This is a genomic window from Solwaraspora sp. WMMA2101, assembly GCF_049179175.1.
In the GTDB taxonomy this organism is placed as follows: Bacteria; Actinomycetota; Actinomycetes; order Mycobacteriales; family Micromonosporaceae; genus Micromonospora_E.
Genome location: NZ_JBMHMA010000003.1, coordinates 1 through 16685 on the forward strand (window position 1 = coordinate 1; position 16685 = coordinate 16685).

Annotated in this window: 15 protein-coding genes and 1 pseudogene; 8 read left to right on the forward strand and 8 right to left on the reverse strand. The window is 73.0% G+C overall.

Going from position 1 to position 16685, the window contains the following annotated elements:
* A partial coding sequence (locus ACN28F_RS00210) for a dynamin family protein (RefSeq protein ID WP_421356782.1) occupies nt 1–395 on the reverse strand: 395 nt, incomplete at its 3' end.
* Between the two features lie 250 nt (nt 396–645).
* On the opposite strand from ACN28F_RS00210, the gene ACN28F_RS00215 reads away from it, so the two are divergent.
* Together ACN28F_RS00215 and ACN28F_RS00220 are read left to right on the forward strand one after the other, a co-directional pair.
* Nucleotides 646–3228: a LuxR C-terminal-related transcriptional regulator gene (locus ACN28F_RS00215; protein WP_421356761.1), complete on the forward strand. Its 2583-nt coding sequence runs from the start codon at nt 646–648 to the stop codon at nt 3226–3228.
* Nucleotides 3225–3746: a LuxR family transcriptional regulator gene (locus ACN28F_RS00220; protein WP_289206190.1), complete on the forward strand. Its 522-nt coding sequence runs from the start codon at nt 3225–3227 to the stop codon at nt 3744–3746. The genes ACN28F_RS00215 and ACN28F_RS00220 overlap by 4 nt, the downstream gene beginning before the upstream one ends.
* Nucleotides 3747–3768: 22 nt before the next feature.
* On the opposite strand, the gene ACN28F_RS00225 is transcribed toward ACN28F_RS00220, so the two are convergent.
* The gene (locus ACN28F_RS00225; RefSeq protein WP_289206189.1) at nt 3769–4602 is read right to left on the reverse strand and encodes a lysophospholipid acyltransferase family protein; all 834 of its coding nucleotides are present in this window, start codon (nt 4600–4602) and stop codon (nt 3769–3771) included.
* 165 nt (nt 4603–4767) lie between these two features.
* On the opposite strand from ACN28F_RS00225, the gene ACN28F_RS00230 reads away from it, so the two are divergent.
* Entirely contained in the window at nt 4768–6189 is a 1422-nt protein-coding gene (locus tag ACN28F_RS00230; RefSeq protein WP_421356762.1) for a cytochrome ubiquinol oxidase subunit I, read from the forward strand.
* Between the two features lie 18 nt (nt 6190–6207).
* The gene (gene cydB / locus ACN28F_RS00235; protein ID WP_289206187.1) at nt 6208–7206 is read left to right on the forward strand and encodes a cytochrome d ubiquinol oxidase subunit II; all 999 of its coding nucleotides are present in this window, start codon (nt 6208–6210) and stop codon (nt 7204–7206) included.
* A gap of 78 nt (nt 7207–7284) precedes the next feature.
* Here the strand turns inward: cydB and ACN28F_RS00240 are convergent, their stop codons facing one another.
* Nucleotides 7285–7956: a hypothetical protein gene (locus ACN28F_RS00240; protein ID WP_421356783.1), complete on the reverse strand. Its 672-nt coding sequence runs from the start codon at nt 7954–7956 to the stop codon at nt 7285–7287.
* Nucleotides 7957–8323: 367 nt separating this feature from the next.
* Here ACN28F_RS00240 and ACN28F_RS00245 point away from each other — a divergent pair, with 367 nt between their 5' ends.
* A complete protein-coding gene (locus ACN28F_RS00245; protein ID WP_289206200.1) occupies nt 8324–8713 on the forward strand; it encodes a DUF1304 domain-containing protein in 390 nt (129 codons plus the stop codon).
* 234 nt (nt 8714–8947) lie between these two features.
* On the forward strand, nt 8948–9772 hold the full coding sequence (locus tag ACN28F_RS00250) for a poly-gamma-glutamate hydrolase family protein (RefSeq protein WP_421356779.1): 825 nt from the start codon (nt 8948–8950) through the stop codon (nt 9770–9772).
* Between the two features lie 142 nt (nt 9773–9914).
* On the opposite strand, the gene ACN28F_RS00255 is transcribed toward ACN28F_RS00250, so the two are convergent.
* Together ACN28F_RS00255 and ACN28F_RS00260 are read right to left on the reverse strand one after the other, a co-directional pair.
* Nucleotides 9915–11321, reverse strand: a complete 1407-nt coding sequence (locus ACN28F_RS00255) for an MFS transporter (protein ID WP_289206198.1) — start codon at nt 11319–11321, stop codon at nt 9915–9917.
* Nucleotides 11322–11337: 16 nt separating this feature from the next.
* Complete coding sequence (locus ACN28F_RS00260) at nt 11338–12219, reverse strand: glycerophosphodiester phosphodiesterase (protein ID WP_421356780.1); 882 nt, start codon at nt 12217–12219, stop codon at nt 11338–11340.
* Here ACN28F_RS00260 and ACN28F_RS00265 point away from each other — a divergent pair.
* On the forward strand, nt 12218–13564 hold the full coding sequence (locus tag ACN28F_RS00265) for an Hsp70 family protein (RefSeq protein ID WP_421356781.1): 1347 nt from the start codon (nt 12218–12220) through the stop codon (nt 13562–13564). The two genes, ACN28F_RS00260 and ACN28F_RS00265, sit on opposite strands and share 2 nt — an antisense overlap.
* A gap of 26 nt (nt 13565–13590) precedes the next feature.
* On the opposite strand, the gene ACN28F_RS00270 is transcribed toward ACN28F_RS00265, so the two are convergent.
* Nucleotides 13591–14814 carry a glycosyltransferase 87 family protein gene (locus tag ACN28F_RS00270; RefSeq protein WP_421356775.1) on the reverse strand — a complete coding sequence of 408 codons (1224 nt, stop codon included), beginning with the start codon at nt 14812–14814 and terminating at the stop codon, nt 13591–13593.
* Between the two features lie 211 nt (nt 14815–15025).
* Here ACN28F_RS00270 and ACN28F_RS00275 point away from each other — a divergent pair, with 211 nt between their 5' ends.
* Nucleotides 15026–15436 carry a thiol-disulfide oxidoreductase DCC family protein gene (locus tag ACN28F_RS00275; protein ID WP_421356774.1) on the forward strand — a complete coding sequence of 137 codons (411 nt, stop codon included), beginning with the start codon at nt 15026–15028 and terminating at the stop codon, nt 15434–15436.
* 61 nt (nt 15437–15497) lie between these two features.
* Here ACN28F_RS00275 and ACN28F_RS00280 read toward each other — a convergent pair whose 3' ends face one another.
* Nucleotides 15498–16142, reverse strand: a complete 645-nt coding sequence (locus tag ACN28F_RS00280) for a hypothetical protein (RefSeq protein WP_421356773.1) — start codon at nt 16140–16142, stop codon at nt 15498–15500.
* Nucleotides 16139–16685, reverse strand: a pseudogene (locus tag ACN28F_RS00285) (hypothetical protein); the annotation flags it as partial. The pseudogene ACN28F_RS00285 and the gene ACN28F_RS00280, both read right to left, overlap by 4 nt.

The window sequence follows — 16685 nt, forward strand, 5'->3', positions numbered from 1 at the left end:
GCCGACGACAGCCCCGGCGTGTCGATCACCGTCAACTCCCGCAGATGGTCACTGGTCAAGGTGACGTCGACGAACGCGATCCGCGCCGTCGGCACCCCCAGCCGCTGCGGGATCATCCCCGTCGGATCCAACGGCAGACTGACCCGTACGCCGTCGCGGCGCACCACGTCCACCCGGTCGGCGGTGCCGTACCGGAACTGGGTGACCACCCGGGTGCACTCACCAACCTCCGTCGGCGCCACCCGCCGCCCGATCAACGCGTTGACCAGCGTCGACTTGCCCGCCTTGAGCCGCCCGGCGATCGCCACCCGCAGCGGCTCGTCCAACCGCCGCCGGACCCGCGCCACCTCACCACCGGTCGGCGCACCCACCCGGGGACCCACCTCGTCACACAACGCCGCGACCCGGCTGCTCAACGGCCCCGCACCCACGGATTGGTCACCGCCCCACAGGGTCGGCGACAATGACGCCACGCCCAACGGTGGTACCCGCTCATCTCGCTGGTCGTCCTCCCGACAGCACGGCACGCGGTGGTGCGCCCACCACCGACATCCACAGTACGAATATCCTCTCCGGCGCAGGATCCCATGTTCGTGCCACCTTCGCCCGGGGAGGGCCACGAGCCGGAAAAGCGGGGGAGGACGGGTGCGGCAACCAGCCGACGGCGCTCACGCCACCGACGTGGCGGCGGCCGCCGCCGCCCGGCTCACCCGCCCCGGCCTCGTCGTCATCACCGGCGTGCCCGGCAGCGGCCGCACCACCACGCTGCGCCGCGTCGCCACGGCGTCGCCCGGCCCGGTCCACCCCGGCGGCGCTCTCACCGCCCTGCGCCACGTCCCCGCGTTCCCCCTCAGCCACGCCCTGCGGGTCCGGCTACCCACCCACGACGTGGCGCTGCTCGCCGAGGCGGTCCGCTCCCGGGTACGCCACGGCCTGCTCGTCCTCGACGACCTGCAGTGGGCCGACCCGGTCACCGTCGCCGCCCTGCCCGCCGTGGCCCGCCACTGCCGGGTCGTCGTCGCCCTGCGCACCCCGCACCCGCTGCCCGCCGCCGCCATCGACCCGCTGCGCGACGGCGACGCCCTGTGGCTGGCGCTCCCGGCGCTGGACCCGACGGCCACCGCCGACCTGATCCGCCGTACCGCCCCCGGCCTGGACCCGGCGACCGTCACCGACCTGGCCCGACGCGCCGGCGGCAACCCGCTGGCCGCCACCGCCCTGGCCCGCCACCGCACCGCCCGCACCTCGCCGCCGCCACCCGACACCACCGACCTCGACCAGGTCGCCTACGCCGTCGCCGCCGCCCTGGCCGACCTCACCCGGCCGGCCCGCACCGCCCTGGCCGCCCTCGGCCTGCTCGGCCGGCCGGCACCCGCCGCCGCTCTCGGCGACGGCGTCGCCGAACTCACCGACGCCGGCCTGGTCACCGCCGCCACCGGCCTGATCACCCCGGTGTCGCCGTACCAGGCCGACGTGGCCGCCGGCCTGCTCGACGCCGCCAGCCGCCGAGCCCTGCACCGACGCCTCGCCGACCTGGTCACCGACCCTCTGGAAGCCGCCCGGCACCTCGCCGCCGCCGGCGACACCGACGCCGCCTACCAGCGGGCCGTGACCGCTGCCGCCGACGCCACCACCGGCGGCGCCCGCGCCGAGGCGCTGCTGTTCGCCTGCGACCAGCCCGCCGCCACCGCCACCGTGCGGCTCGACGCGGCCCGGGCCGCCCTGACCACCGGCCGGCCCCGCCACGCCCTGACCCTGCTCGACGCCGCCGACTCCGACGTCAGCGACGAGGTCGCCGCCCTGCGCGCCGAAGCGCTGCTGCAGGCCGGGGAGCTCGCCGCCGCCCGCGCCACCGCCGCCGCCCTGGCCGCCCGCGTCACCGACCACCCGGCCGCCACGTCGCCGCCCGCCGCGACCGCCGACCGGGTGCTGCTGCTGGCCGACCTCGCCGTCGACCCGACGGCGGCGGCCCGCCGTGCCGCCGCCGTCACCGCCCGCCACGGCGCCACGCCGACCCACGTCGGCCTGCGCGCGGCGCTGGCCGCCGTCGCCGCCGCCGACCGCACCCCCGGCTGGGAACACCGGCTCGCCGGCACCGCCGCCGCGGCGGCCGCCGACGGCGACCTGCTGACCGCCCGGTGGAGCGCCTGGCAGCTGGTCGAGACCCTCACCGGCGACGGCCGGCTCGCCGAGGCCGCGCACGCCGCCACCGCCGCCGCGGCCGCCTGCGCCGCCGACCTGGCCTACAGCTGGCAGACCCGTTTCCTCGCCGCCCGCCTGTGGTGCCTGGCACTGCGCGGTGAACCGTCGGCAGGGGACCAGCCCGGCCCGGTCGGCGACGACCCGCCCGCACCCACCGACACACTGCCCACCGCCACCGACGCGCTGCTGCGCGCCGCCGCCGACCTCACCGACCGCACCCTGCCCGCCACCGCCCACCGCTACGCCACCGCCACGGCGGGCCTGCTCGAAGCCGACGGCGGACTGCTCGCGGCCGCCCGGGCCCGGCTCGCCGCCGCCACCACCGCGACCGCGCCGCCGCCGGGCCTGCTGGACTGGGTCGCCCGGGAAGCGGCCTGGCTCGACGGTCAACCCGACAGAGCCGCCGCGCCTGCCGGCACCGACCCGACCACCGGTGCCGCCGCTGCGCCGAGCGCGTCACCGCTGGTCGACGGACTGCGGCGGATCACCGCCCACTGGGCCGCCCACGACACCCCCACGGTGACACCGCCGCCGGCCGCCGGGACACCACCGACGCTGCCGGCACCGGTAGCGGCGACGCTGGCCGCCTGGTCGACGGCCGACCCGCGCCGGTTCGGCGCCGCCGCCGCCACCTGGCCCGACGTCAGCGTTCGCGAACAGGTCCGCTGCCTGCTCGCCCAGGGCCTGCACGAAGCCGACCCGCACCGCGCGGTGCCCGCCCTGCTCGCCGCGGAACGCATCGCCGCGCGCGCCGGCCTGGTCGTACTGCTGGGCCGCTGCCGACGTGCGCTGCGCCGGCACGCGGTACGCCGCGACGACCGGGGCACCCGCGACGGTGAGCTGCTCACCGGCCGGGAACGTGACGTGCTGCGGCTGGTCGCCCAGGGCGAGCCGACCCGCCGCATCGCCGGCCAACTCGGCATCTCCACCGAAACCGTGGAAACCCACGTCCGGGCCGGGATGCGTAAACTCGGTGCCCGCACCCGCACCGAAGCAGCCGCCCTGGCCATGGAGACCGACCGATGAGCGCACCGCCGCGCTACGTCCTGTCCAGCTCCACCGAGGCGAACGCCGTTCTGCGGCGGCTCGCCCGCGACGGCTGGACCGTCCGGGAAGGCTTCGCGTTGACCGAGGCCGCCTGGGACCTGACCGCCGCCCGACTGGCCCTGCACGGCCGGGTCACCGACGCCGACACCGTGGCCCTGGTGGCGCTGGCCGCCGCCCGGGGTGCCGCCGTCGTCGCGGTGGTCGACCCGGGCGGCGACGTCGGTCGGGCCCTGGTCGACGACCTCGGCCGGCTCGGCCCGGTGCTGCGCCACGGTGACGTCGGCCCGCCGGCGTCACCGGTCGACTCCGTCCTGGTGCCGGAGCAGCGGGCCCTGCTCGACCGGCTCGCCAACGGCGAGACGATCGCCGCGGCCGCCGCCGCCGAGTTCCTGTCGTTGCGGACCGCGAACCGCCGCATCGCGCAGGCCCGCGCGGCGTTCGGGGTCCGCACCACCCGCGAGGCCGTCCTGGCCTACCTGCGGCAACGCTCCCGCTGAACCGGCACCGGGTACGGCGCCGTCAGCCGCCGTCCGGTGCCTGGCCGGCGGCCGGGGCGTCGTCCGCCGCGTCGACCCGGCCCCGGCGGTGTCGCCGACTCACGTCGACCGGTCGGGTCACGTCGACGTGCCGGGGTGCCTGCGGCTCGTCCGGGCGCAACGCCGCCAACTCGTCGGTGAGGGCGTCGATGATCCGTTGGGTCGCGCGTTGCGCGGCGCCCGGCCGCGCCGGGTCGACCCCGGACAGGTCCACCGGGGCGCCGAAGTGGACCCGGACCACCGGGCGGCGCAGCACCGCCCGTAGCACCGCGCGGCCCAGGCCGCGGGGTGCCGCCCACGGCAGCACCTCGTGGGCCCCCCACTGGGCCACCGGCACCACCACCGCGCCGCTGGCCAGCGCGAGCCGCGCGGTACCCGTGCGGCCGCGTTCGGGCCACATCCACGGGTCGAGACCGATGCGCCCTTCCGGGTAGACCAGGACCACCGCGCCGCCAGCGACGGCCGCCACGGCGGCGTCGAGCGCCTGGGCGACGGTGTCGGTGCGCCGGTCGACCCGGATGTGCCCGGCGCGGCGCATCACCGGGCCGACCACCGGGGCCCGGAACAGCCCGCCGGTGGCGAGCACCCGGGGGGCGACCCGCCGCACGCGGCAGGCGGCGGCGAGCGCGACCGGGTCGAACGGGCTGATGTGGTTGGCGGCCAGGATCAGCGGTCCGTGCCGCAGCGCGTCCGGTACGTCGCCGGTGACCCGCAGCCGGGCGAGCAGCCCGACGACGATCCGGGCGGCGACCTGCAGCAGCCGCCACAGCGGCGGCGGCCGCCAGGGCGTCGGGGCAGGGGGAGTGGGGGTGTCCATCAGCGGTCGATCGTCGCACAGTCCGGCCCGCCACGGGCGCCCCGTGCCGACCGTCCCGCGAGGGTCGGGACCGACGGCCCTCTCCCGTCGGGACCACCGCCCCTGGCCCGTTCCACGACAGGCCGTAGTATGTACTACGCCTTGTAGTAACTAGATGGGGGAGCCGTGGACGCGCTCGACATAGCCCGCTGGCAGTTCGGTGTCACCACCGTCTACCACTTCCTGTTCGTCCCACTCACCATCGGCCTCAGCCTGCTCGTCGCCATCCTGCAGACCGCCTGGCACCGCACCGGCGACGACCGCTACCTCAAACTCACCAAGTTCTACGGAAAACTGTTCCTCATCAACTTCGCCATGGGCATCGTCACCGGCATCGTCCAGGAATTCCAGTTCGGCATGAACTGGAGCGACTACTCCCGGTTCGTCGGCGACATCTTCGGCGTACCCCTGGCCATCGAAGCCCTGCTCGCCTTCTTCCTCGAATCCACCTTCCTCGGACTGTGGATCTTCGGCTGGAACCGGCTCCCCAAAGCCCTGCACCTGGCCACCATCTGGCTCGCCTCGTTCGGCAGCATCATCAGCGCCTGGTTCATCCTCGCCGCCAACTCCTGGATGCAGAACCCCGTCGGCTACCGCATCAACCCGGACACCGGCCGCGCCGAACTCACCGACTTCATCGCCGTACTCACCAACAAGGTCACCCTCATCACCTTCCCGCACACCCTCGCCGGCTGCTTCATGGTCGCCGGCGCCCTCGTCCTGGCCGTCGCCCTCTGGCACCTCATCCGCCACCCCGACGGCCCCGACACCCCCGCCTTCCGCACCGCCACCAAGATCGGCGCCTGGACCACCCTGGCCGCCACCGCTGCCGTCATCATCACCGGCGACATCCAAGGCAAGATCATGACCCAGGTCCAGCCCATGAAGATGGCCGCCGCCGAAGGCCTCTACACCACCGAAAGCCCCGCCTCCTTCTCCGTCGTCACCGTCGGCACCCTCGACGGCAGCCGCGAAATCTGGGCCCTCAAGATCCCGTACCTGCTGTCCTGGCTGTCCACCGGCGACCCCACCGGCCAGGTCCAGGGCATCAACGACCTGCAGGCCCAGTACGCCGCCCAGTACGGCCCCGGCAACTACACCCCGATCATCCCCGTCACCTACTGGAGCTTCCGCTTCATGATCGGATTCGGCCTCGCCACCGCCGCCATCGCCCTCTGGGCCCTGTGGACCACCCGCCGCGGCCGCACCCCCACCGGACGCTGGCTGCTGCGCGCCGGCCTCACCCTGCCCGTCCTACCACTACTGGCCAACACCTTCGGCTGGATCTTCACCGAAATGGGCCGCCAACCCTGGATCGTCTTCGGCGAAATGCTCACCCGCGACGGCGTCAGCCGCAGCGTCTCCCTCACCGAAGTCCTCACCTCTTTCACCGCCTTCACCCTCATCTACGCCACCCTCGCCGTCATCGAGGTCAAGCTCCTCATCCGCTACGCCCGAAACGGACTGCCCGACCTCACCGACCCACCCCCACCGGACGACACCGACGACGACACCACCCTCGACCGGCCCCTCGCCGCCACCCACTGACCACCCCGGAGACCCCTCGTGGAACTCACCACCGTCTGGTTTGGGCTCATCGCCGTACTCTTCACCGGATACTTCATCCTCGAAGGCTTCGACTTCGGCGTCGGCATCCTCGCCCGCCTCATCGGCCGCACCGAACCCGAACGACGCGCCGCCATCACCACCATCGGCCCCGTCTGGGACGGCAACGAGGTCTGGCTCATCACCGCCGGCGGCGCCATGTTCGCCGCCTTCCCCGAGTGGTACGCCACCCTGTTCTCCGGCTTCTACCTACCGCTACTGCTCATCCTCATCGCCCTCATCCTGCGCGGCGTCGCCTTCGAATACCGCGACAAACGAGACGAACCCCACTGGCGCCGCCGCTGGGACAACGCCATCTTCATCGGCTCACTGCTACCCGCCGCACTCTGGGGCGTCGCCTTCGCCAACATCGTGCGCGGCGTACCCCTGGACGCCGACCACGAATACACCGGCACCCTGCTCACCCTGCTCAACCCCTACGCCCTGCTCGGCGGCGCCACCACCACCGCCCTGTTCGTCACCCACGGCGCCGTCTTCCTCGCCCTCAAGACCACCGGCGACCTGCGCCACCGCGCCCGCCGCGTCGCCACCTGGACCGGCCTGACCGCTGCCGCGCTCGCCGTCGGATTCCTCACCTGGACCCTCACCATCCGCGCCAACCCCACCGCCGTCGTCCTCGCCGTCACCGCCGCCCTCGCCCTCGTCGCCGGCCTGGCCGCCAACCAGGTACGCCGCGAAGGCTGGGCCTTCACCGGCACCGCCACCGCCATCGGCCTCGCCGTCGCCGCCCTGTTCACCGCCCTGTTCCCGACCGTCCTACCCTCCACCGGCGACCCCGCCGGCACCCTGACCACCACCAACGCCGCCTCCACCACCTACACCCTGACGATCATGACCTGGGTCGCCGCCGCACTCACCCCCGTCGTCCTGCTCTACCAGGGCTGGACCTACTGGGTGTTCCGCCACCGCGTCCACGTCACCGACCAACCCAGCCACTGACTCCACCAGCCACCGACCCGCACACGACGGTGCCCCCGGCGCGACCAACCACCGGGGGCACCACCCACAGGCCCGACGTCAACCCACCTCCGGCAACTCCGCCAACCGCGCCTCCACCTCCGCCAACTCCGCCCGCAACTTCTCCGCCTGCCGCTGCGCCTCGGCCCGCTCCGACGCCAGGATCTGCTCCACCGCCTCATGCACCCCCGGCACATCCACCAACGCCACCATCTTCAACGCCTCCGCCGGCCGGATCACGTACGGCTTCGCCAACGCCTTCGCGCCCTGCGCCGCCGCCACCGTCCACTCACCGTCGGCATACGCCAACGTCACCGTCAACCCGGCCGGCGCCTTCGGCTTCACCGCCTTCGCCGCCCGACGCGCCGGGCGCTGCGCACCCTCGTCCACCGTCGACTCCTCCACCTGCTCCCGCCGCGCCGGCACCACCACCGGCGGCTCACCCAACTTGAACTCCGGCTCCGGCACCACCGGCACCGGGTCGACCACCGGCTCCGCCGCCGGCCGCCGCGCACCCGCACCCCGCGGCGCCACCACCAGATCACCGGGGGAGAACGGCAACTCGTCACGACCGAACCGCACCACCACCCACTCGTCGGACACCGCCGGATCCGCCAGGCCCACCACCTGACCCACCTGCCCGGCGATCTGCCCCGCCGACTCGGTGAACATCACCTTCGGCTTACGCCCAGCAGCCACCGCCTCGCCGAGCCGATCGGTGCCGTCGATCATCGGAATCCACCAGGCGGGTTCGTTCAGCGCCGGGATCGACTCGACCAGGGTGAAGGCCCGACCGGCGAGGGACCCTTCGACCGGTTGCGGTGGCGGGTCGGTTCGGCCCGGATGCGGTACGGGGCGCAGCGCCTGCTGCTCCTCGTCGACCAGGTAGATCGTGGTCTGCACGCCCAGGCCGGCCATCACCTCGGCGAACTCGGGGGCGAGTTCGTCGGGCTGGAACAGGTGGGAACGGGTCAGCACGTCGCTGAGCGCGTCGAGCCACTGCCGTTCCGGGGTCCGGTCCATGGCCGCCACCTTACGGCCTGGCCGATCCGATAGATTCCCTCCGGTAGGCGTGCGACTCGGGGGATCGGGGGGCTACGTGGTTGTCGCGGGACTGGTCTTCGCCGCCGTGGCGGCACTGATCCACGGCTACATCTTCTACCTCGAGTCGGTGGCGTGGACCGCGCCGCGTACCCGTGCGGTGTTCGGCATCCGCAGCGAGCAGGAGGCCCTCACCACCCGCTCCCTCGCCTTCAACCAGGGCTTCTACAACCTGTTCCTGGCGGTCGCGGTGGTGCTCGGCATCGTCGTGATCGTCGCCGGGGCGACCGCCGTCGGCGCGACCCTGGTCTTCACCGGTGCCGGGTCGATGCTCGCCGCCAGTGCGGTCCTGGTGATCTCCCGGCCGGCGTTGGTGCGCGCCGCGCTCATCCAGGGGTTGGCGCCGCTGCTCGGCATCGTCGCGCTCGCGGTGGGTCTCGCCGCCTGACCGCCCGCCCGCCTGGGTCGGGCCCGGGGCGGTGTCGGGTCGCCGATACGGCCCACGTCGTCGATCCGACACCGCAGCGGTGCGAAATCCGCCGTACCAGTGGATTTTGCCGCCGAATCCGGCGGTGCAGGCTTCCTGCGGCAACGGAAATCGTTGGTGATCGTCGCAGTCGATGTGACACGGTGTGCCTCGCCCGAACCACCGGGCAACCACACCTGATGGAGGAACCACCTCATGAGCACCAGCAGAAGGGCCGTCCTCGGCATGCTCGCCACCGCGGCAGTCGCCGGACCCCTGGTGACGTTGCCGGCCGCGCCGGCACTCGCCGCCGACCTGTACGACTCCAACACCGACCTGTACGCCGACCCGGACCTGGCCGAAGGCGTCGACTACGCCCGCCGGTTCCGCCGGCACGCCCTGCTCGACAACGCCAACGCGGGCACGGTCGCGTTCCCGCGTACGGCGATCATCGCCCCGCACGGCGGCGGCATCGAGGGTGGCACGTCGGAGCTGTGCCTGGCGATCGCCGGCTACCACCCGGCGACCCTGGCGGCGACCCCCGCCGCCGGCCCGGTCCACGACTACTGGATGTTCGAAGGCATCCGCTCGTCGGGCAACGGCGAGCTGCACGTCACCGCCAGCAACTGTGACGACACCCCGGCGTTGTCGGTGGCGGCCGGCGCGCTCAATGTCGTCGCCCTGCACGGCTGCACCCCGGGCACCGCCGGGCTGCCGTCGAACGCCCAGGCCGTGGCCGTCGGTGGGCGCAACGCCGCGTTCCGGGCCGCGCTGATCACCGCCTACACGGCGGCCGGGTTCACCGCCTTCGACGCCACCGGCATCTCGGCGATCGCCGGCACCGCCACGAACAACATCGTCAACCGGACGCTGCTCGGCATGGGCGCCCAGCTGGAGATCACCACCCCGCTGCGGACGGCGATGTTCGGCACCAACACGGTCGCGCAGCGGCGCAACACCACCAACACGGTGTTCTGGAACTTCGTGGCGGCCACCCGTACCGCCATCGCCGCCATCGAGGCGACCCAGCCCATCCCCTGACCCATCCCCTGACCCGTCCCGTAACCGTCCACCCCGCCTGCCCCGGCCATGATCGCGACGATCTTGCGCTTATCGTTGGACAATTCCGACAAATCTTCTCGATAAGCGCAAGATCGTCGCGATCATGGGGTAGGGGAGAGGGTCAGAGCACCCGGGGTGGGGTGTTGCCGGCGGCGATGATCGCTCGCCGGACCGGCACCGCCGCCAGCAGCAGGAACCCGATCACAAAGAAGATCAACAACGACACGAGGCCCACCCGGTACGAGTTCGTCAGCTGGAACACCACCCCGAACGCCAACGGCCCCAACCAACTGGTGCCCTTGTCGCTGATCTCGTAGAACCCGTAGTACTCGCCTTCCTTACCGGCCGGGATCATCTGGCTGAACAACGACCGGCTCAGCGCCTGCGAGCCGCCCAGCACCAGACCGATCGCCGCCCCCAACGCCATGAACTGCGCCGGCGCCTCCGCCGGCAGCCGGAACGCCGCCAGGATCACCGCCGTCCACAGCACCAGACTGGCCAGCACCGTCTTCCACGCGCCGATCCGTTTCGCCACCGCCCCCAACGCCAACGCCCCACCGAACGCCAGGAACTGCACCAGCAGGATCGTCACGATCAGCGTCGACTGCCCCAGCCGCAGCTCCTCGGTGCCGTACTGGCTGGCCAACGCGATCACCGTCTGAATGCCGTCGTTGTAGACCAGGAACGCCAGCAGGAAGAACAACGTCAACGGGTACGCCTTCAGCCCCCGCACCGTACGACCAAGTTGTCTGAACCCGTCGGTGAGCACGTTGCCGCCCGGGTGCGCGTCGGCTGCCGGACGTTCCCGCAGCCAGGCCAGCGGCACCAGGGTGAACACCGCCCACCACACCCCGGCCGACACGATCGACCAGCGGGCCAGGTCCAGGGTGCGCTGCGGATCACCGTCGATGCTGAACGACTGCACCACCACCAGGTTCGCTGCCAGCAGCAGACCACCACCGAGGTACCCCAACGCCCAGCCCCTGCTGGAGATCCCGTCCCGGTCGTCCGGGCCACCCAGCTGCGGCAGGAACGAGTTGTACACCACCACACTCGCGCCGAACGTCACGTTGGCCAGGATGAACAGCCCGCCACCGAGCAGGTACCGGTCACCCGTCACGAAGATCATCGCGATGGTCGCCGCCGCGCCGAGGAACGCCGTCGCCGCCAGCAGCCGCTTCTTGTGCATGGTGCGGTCGGCGATCGCCCCGGTGACCGGCAACGCCAGCACCGTCAACGCCACCGACAACGACACCAGGTACGGGAAGTACGACCCCGGCGCCACCTGGATACCCAGCGGATACACGTACCCGGTGCACTCGACGGCGTCGATCGCGCAGCCGGCCGCCTGCTTCGTGACACTGGTCAGGAACGGACCCAGGAACACGGTGATCACGGTCGTGGAGAACGCCGACATCGCCCAGTCGTAGAAGTACCAGCCGGTGCGTTCCCGGCGGGTGCTCGCCGGTGCGGCGCCGGCCGACGCGGCCGGGGGCGGAACGGACGTAGGCTCGGTGGGGTCGGCCATCGGATCCTTCTACTGGTCAGGTACGGGCGGCACTGTCCACGTCGACCCGCCGGTCCGGCGGCCAGTGGCCACGACGCAGATAGACGTCACGCAGCACCTCGACGTGATCGGTCATGATGCCATCCACCCCGAGGTCGAGTAACTCGTTCATCTCGGCAGGTTCGTCGATCGTCCAGACATGCACCTGCAACCCCAGCCGGTGGCAGTACGCCACGAACCGGGCGTCGACCACCGGGACCCGGTTGAACCGCACCGGCACCTGCGCGGCTACCACCGACGGCGGCAGCCGCAGCCGGCCACCGGTGACCGACGCGATCCGCAACCGGGTCACCGCCCGCATCCCCAGCGACGTCGCGACCCGGCCCTGCGTCAACGTCCGCAGCCGGTGCAGCCGCCGGTCCGAGAACGACGCCAGCAGCACCCGGTCGGCGGCACCGCACCGCTGAAGCGTCTCCACCGTCGGCCGTACCCCGCCGTCGGCCTTCACGTCGATGTTGAACCGCACCTGCGGCCAGGCGTCGAGGACGTCGTCGAGACGGGGCACCGCCGCCGACCCGCCGACACGTACCGTCGCCAGGTCCGCCCAGCGCATCTTCGCCACCGCGCCCTTGATCCCGGCCAGCCGGTCCAACGTCGGATCGTGGAACACCACCGCCACGCCGTCGGCGGTGCCGTGCACGTCGGTCTCCACGTACCGGTAACCCAGCTCGACGGCACGGGCGAACGCCTCGGCGGTGTTCTCGTCACCCCGGGCCGCCCCGCCCCGGTGCGCGAACGCGATCGGCGTGGGGGAGTCCAGGTACGCGTAACGGTGCGGCACGCTGGGCAGTATGCCTGCCGCCGGCAACCGGCGGGCGTACGTCAGGTTGCGCCGCGCCGGCAGTAGGGTGCCCCCCATGCGGGCACTGGGCATCGACTTCGGCACCTCGAACACGGTGGCGGTGGTGCGCGGCGGCGACGGACGGACCCGGCCACTGCTGTTCGACGGCACCCCGCTGCTGCCGTCGGCGGTGTACCGGGAACCCGACGGACGACTGGCCGTCGGCCACGACGCGCACCGGCGCGCCCGCGTCGACCCGGCCGGATTCGAACCCCACCCGAAGCGCCGCGTCGACGACGGCACGGTGCTGCTGCGTGACGCCGAGGTCCCGGTGCCGCAGCTGATCGCCGCCGTGCTGCGCCACGTCGCCGTCGAGGCCCGCCGCCAGCTCGGCGGCGTCGACGAGGTCCGGCTGAGCCACCCGGCGAGCTGGGGGCAGCGGCGCCGGGCCGTCCTGGTCCAGGCCGCGTACGCCGCCGGACTGCCGCAACCGACGCTGGTCGCCGAGCCGGTCGCCGCCGCCGCCTACTACACGGCGGTGCTGGGTGCGGCGCTGCCACCCGGTCGAGCGTTGGCCGTCTACGACCTCGGCGGCGGCACCTTCGACGCGGCGGTGGTCCGCCGCGACCCGACCGGATCCGAGGCCGCCGGACGCGACCCCGCCCGGCCCAGGGCCACCGGATCCGACGCCGCCGGGTTCGTGGTCCTCGCCGAGCAGGGCCTGACCGAGGTCGGTGGCCTCGAGTTCGACCAGGCCCTCGTGGAACACCTGGGCCGCGCCTACTCACCGAACCGCACCGTCATGTGGAACGGCCTGGTCGCCCCCGCGGACACGGGATCGCGACGGGCCCGTGCCCTGCTCTACGACGACGTCCGCGCCGCCAAGGAGACCCTGTCGCGCACCGCCAGCGCCGACGTGCACCTGCCGGCGCTGGACGTCGCCGCCCACCTCACCCGCGACGAGCTGGAGTCACTGATCCACGGCCACCTTTCCCGGACCGTGGACTGCCTGGCGCGCACCGTCGCCGCCGCCGGCCTGACCCCCGCCGACCTGGTCGGCGTGTTCCTCGTCGGCGGTTCCAGCCGGATTCCGCTGGCAGCGCGGCTGATCCACACCCAACTGGGGGTGGCGCCGACCACGTTGGAGCAACCGGAGACCGTCGTCGCCGACGGCGTACTGCGCACCGGCGGCGCCGCCCGGACCGCGCCCACCGGCTCACCCGCGCCACCGCCGGCGCCGAGGTCACCTGCCGTCGCGCCGGTGCCGTACCAGTCGCCGCTGCCAGCGTCATACCCGGTGCCGGCTGCGTCGGCGGCACCGGCCCGTCCCTGGTACGACGAACACGGCCCCGTCCTGGTGACCGTCCTGGCCGCCCTGGTCGGCGTCGCCGGCGTGGTCCTCGTGGCGCTGCTGCTGGTCTGAGCAGGGCAGGGTCCAGGACCGGGAGGTCACGGTGCGGTCCGGTCCAGCGCGGCGGTGACCGCGCCCGGCTGCCGCGGTGCGGTCCGCTCCCCGGTGCCTGTGGGGCGTCGCGCATCCTGCAGCGGAACGAAACAGGCCACAGCGACAGCCAGCCCGAAACGGAGGTTGCCGGCGACGGCGTCGCCGAGCAGATCGCCACCGACCGAGGTGACCGGGGCAATCATCAGGAAGGCCACCGACACCGACCACGCGATGTTGTATCTCCGGTGAGCGGACACGACGCACAGCGCCGCGAAGACCAACCAGATCTGGTGGTGCGTCCACGACACCGGGGAAACAACGAGACCCGCCGCGCCGACAATGACCGCAGCCGCCAGGTTCCATCCACGTCGGGATGCGCGTACCGCACAATAGAAGGCGATGCCGACTACCAGGAGGCCGAGCCCGCCGACCGCCAGGGTACGGGCGTCGTCGGCTACGTCGAATCTCAGCAGCACCGCGTTGAGCGACTGATTTCCGGTGGTGACGATGTTCCCAATCCGGTCGACACTCCAGATCTCGGTGAACCAGAAACGAATCGACTCGGCGGGCAGAATCAGCCACGCCAAGGCAGTCGATGCCAGAAACGCTGCACTTGCGGTGATCGCCTTCCGCCATTGGCCGGAGACGCACCAGTAGGCGATGAAAATAGCGGGTGTGAGCTTGATGGCCTTGGCGACCCCGGTCGCGACTCCCCGGTAGCGGGCCGGGACGGTGTCCAGGCAGTCAATCAGAACCAGTACGCCCAGGAAGAAGCTGATCTGACCGAAGCGGATGTTACTGGAAACCGGTGCGGACAGAAATAGCAGGAGGCAGACGACGGGTAGGGCGGGCAGCGTGCCCGTGCGGCCGACGACCGCATCACGAAGCAGACATCCCGCGAAGACGACAGCGATCAGCGTGACTGCCGTCCACAGGACCTGGATGATGACTTCCGGGAAGACGGCGATGCTGACGAACAGCAGTCCCGCAAACGGCGGATACGTGAACGGAGCTCCGTCATGGCCGGAGAACCCGTACAGGTCTCCGCCGCGCAACATGAGGCGAACGGCGCCCCAGTAGACGTTGAGGTCGGTGAGACGCTCGCCTGGTGGTCGGAGAAACGCGCCCGCCACCTGGCCTGCGGCGGCGGCGATCACGAACGCCCACACCGCGATCACCGCGACGTCGCGTCGACTGATGGTGCCCCGACGCGCCAGCTGGCTCCGCACTGTGCCCCCGAACGCAGCGGTCCCGACTCGAGTCCGGACCAGACTACGCACGTCCCCGTAGCGCGGTGCGGCGCGGGGCACTGACCGCGAGATCGCGTGGGCCCGTCGCGGGGATTCGGCGCGGCCGGCTGCGGCGTCGCCCCGCCGCCGGTGGTGGGTGATCCGACACAACCGGTGGCACCGGCCGCCGCCGACGCGGGACAATCACCACGTGACCGGCACCGGAGAACCCGAAGGCACGTTCGTCTACGACGGCGACTGCGCGTTCTGCACTATGTGCGTACGGTTCATCGAACGGCGGGTGCCACACAAGGCGACCCTCGTACCGTGGCAGTGGGCCGACCTGCCGGCGCTCGGGCTCACCCGGGAGCAGGGCACGACGGCCGTGCAGTGGGTGCCCGCCGGCACCACCGGCGCGGCCGGTGCCGGGCCGGTGGCGATCGCCGCGCTGCTGCGTACCAGCAACCCGCTGTGGCGGGCCGCCGGCGCCGTTCTCGGTCTGCGTCCGGTGACCGCCCTGGCCTGGCCGGTGTACCGCTGGGTCGCCGCGAACCGGCACCGGCTGCCAGGCGGCACCGCCGCCTGCGCCGTGCCGCGTCCACCGGCGGCGTCGGCCGGCTGAAACCGGCACCGCAGGTCACGGGATCGCCGCCGCGCGGATCGCGTCGGACAGCCGCCCGAGGTCAGCCGTCGGACCAGAACCGGGCCAGCGTGCTGGTCGCCGGATCGTCGGAGGCGATCAGCGTCGCCCACTGCCGCGTACCGCCGTCGTCGTCGGTGCGGCCGGCGTAGCCGGCCACGTCTGCCGGGCCGACCGGTTCACCGCCCGGACCTGTGGCGTCGCCGACGGACCCGCCGCCGATCAGATCGGGATCCGCCCACGGCCAGCCGTCGACCGGGGTCGGCACCCCGGACGGGTCCAGCGGCGGCGGGAACGCCGCCGCCGACCACTCGTCGACACCGGCCGGGGCGTCCGGGTCGGCACCGGGCGGCGGGTCGGCCGGGCCGAACCCGGACTCGGCCGCCGGCGCGGCGCCGAAACCCGCCTCCGCCGGCATCGTGTCGGCGTCGTCGGGGTCCGGCCCGGACAGGTCGCCGCCGTAACTCAACGCACCCGCAGCCCCGCCGCCGTCACCGCCACGACCGTCGTCGACATCGTCGCTGTCGTCGCCGAGCGGCACGTCGTCGGCGGGGCCGAACCCCGACACCGCGTCGGCGGGGCCGAACCCTTCCTGCGGCAACCCGTCGCCACCACCACCCAGGTCGGCGGTGTCGGCGTCGTCACCCGGGAAGTCGTCACCGGGCCAGTCGCCGAAGTCGCTGTTCACCGTGCCACCGCCTCCGCCGCCGGGGCCGTCGGCGCCAACACCCGGGCCCGGGCCAGCACCTCGTCGACCTGCTTCACCCGGGCCCGGATCGTGTCCCGCCGGGCCTGCAACGCCGACCGCCGCCGCGTCCGCTGCGCCTTGTCCCGCGCCGCCGCCGCGTCGATCTCGGCGATGTGCGCGTCCAACTCGGCCAGCCGCCGCTCGATCGCGTCGTCCAACGCCACCGTCAACGCGTACTGCAGGTCGGTGAACCGCTGCGCCAACTCGTCGGTCAACGCCGCCCGCGCCTCACCGAGCACCTCCCGCAGCCACATCCGGGCCTGCTGCCGGTCGGTGGCGACCCGCCGCCGGTACAGGATGAACGCCCCGGCGGCCAACCCCAGCCCGAGACCGGCGACCGGCACCAGCAGCCCACCGCCGACCACCGCGCCGGCGCCCAACGCCGACGCGCCCGCCGCGACGCCCCGCCCGGCCATGAACGCCATCCCACCGGCCGACAACGCGACCATCACGTTGTCGGCGCCGCCGCCGTCACGTCGCGGC